Origin of the sequence: Silvimonas sp., from assembly GCF_031291215.1 — a bacterium.
Classification (GTDB): Bacteria; Pseudomonadota; Gammaproteobacteria; order Burkholderiales; family Chitinibacteraceae; genus Silvimonas; species Silvimonas soli.
This window is the reverse complement of record NZ_JARLJK010000046.1, coordinates 1-1392: the sequence shown is the minus strand read 5'-3', so window position 1 is coordinate 1392 and position 1392 is coordinate 1. Positions and strand designations below refer to the sequence as shown.

Genomic DNA, 1392 nt, shown 5'->3' with positions numbered 1-1392 from the left:
CGTTCCATCACTCGCCAAAAAGCATGACTGTGCGTCCGTGCGCGTCAAACACTCACCAGCATACACCATGTCGTCCAGATTGATCGATGAAATGCGTTGTGTGAGTGAAATCATTCTATTTGAGTGCGTTTGTTTGTCGTTTGCTCGATGGACCTTGACACTAAATCTTTATTTTAGAAGATAGATTTAGAGTGAGGGTCCACCAGCTGGCCCATCTAAGACACACCCTTCAAACGTGCTCGAAAGTGCCTCACCGAACAGCCCTGCCGGTGGGCGGTGCAGCAACGTGAAGCGGGTAAGCGAGGCCTCACATGTGGCTGACGATTTTCATCTCGGAAGGACACTGCGCCCAAGTTCCTGCGCTCGCAAGGTTGATGACTGTGTATTCGTGCGCGTCAAGCTGACTGGACGCACGTGCATGCTACTGACTGTTATTCTACTGCCGCGTGCTGCCGCCGCATTGCTGTCGACGATGTGTACTTAGCCAGCTTCTCGATCGACTGTATGGGTAAGCATCTGGCAGTGCAATCGCCCGGCTGAAAGAGCACTCGCACGGCGCGCTGACGACGTCCCGCTCGTAAGCCCGGCCTGTCGGCGTGTTTGGTTGCCGGTATGGCACACTGTGCGACTGGTGTTCGTTGGTTACGATTCGTCGATGATGTTCGGCGTTGGCATCTCCTGTCGGCACGGCCCGTCGGCACGGCCACACCAGTCGGCTCCTTATATGGGTGAACGGATAGAAGATCAGAGGCCGGATTGAAAGATCACTCGACGCCTCGCTTGGTAATGACCAGGCGTGTGTTGCGCAGATGAGTCGGTGCGGTTGGCCGCACGATGGTGGCATCGGTGAGCAGCCGCTCGTCGCCACGGGTCAGCAGTCGGTCACCGCGCTCGCTATCGTGGAAGACTTGCTCCTGCTCCTTGGTCGAGCTCGATGCTTGTAGTCGGGTCGACAGTGACGGTCGTCGCCACCACCGAGTCGAGCAGCGACTCCCGCACCACCGTGTAGCCGACGGAGTGTGCGAGATACGCCAGGCTCGCCCGCGATGCGGTGGTGACGGGACGTTGCAGATGCACCGGCCGGTGCCTGGCCGAGGCACGCCTGGAAGTGATCCTCGAATCGTGACTCGTGGACGGTGTTGCGTGCATGGCAGCCGAGGCAGCTGTCGGAACGTAGGCTGAGTACCGGCAGCACGCCCAGTCCAGTCGGCTGTGCAGCGCCAGACATATCTGCTCGTCGGTCAGTCGGTACGCGCGCTCCGTTGGCAGCACAGTGAGAAACGCACCACTCTGCGTGGCTGCACTCAGGCTGGTGACGATCGACTGCTGGTAGAGACCGAGCGAGGCGAGCGTCTGCTCGTGCAGTTGCAGTCCCAGCGCCTCGGTGGTGCG

General features: G+C 59.5%; 1 protein-coding gene. It reads right to left on the bottom strand.

Going from position 1 to position 1392, the window contains the following annotated elements:
- Nucleotides 1-894: 894 nt before the first annotated feature.
- Nucleotides 895-1392, bottom strand: a 498-nt coding sequence (locus P4L78_RS01440; protein ID WP_309326502.1) for a hypothetical protein, incomplete at its 5' end; no start/stop codon positions are given.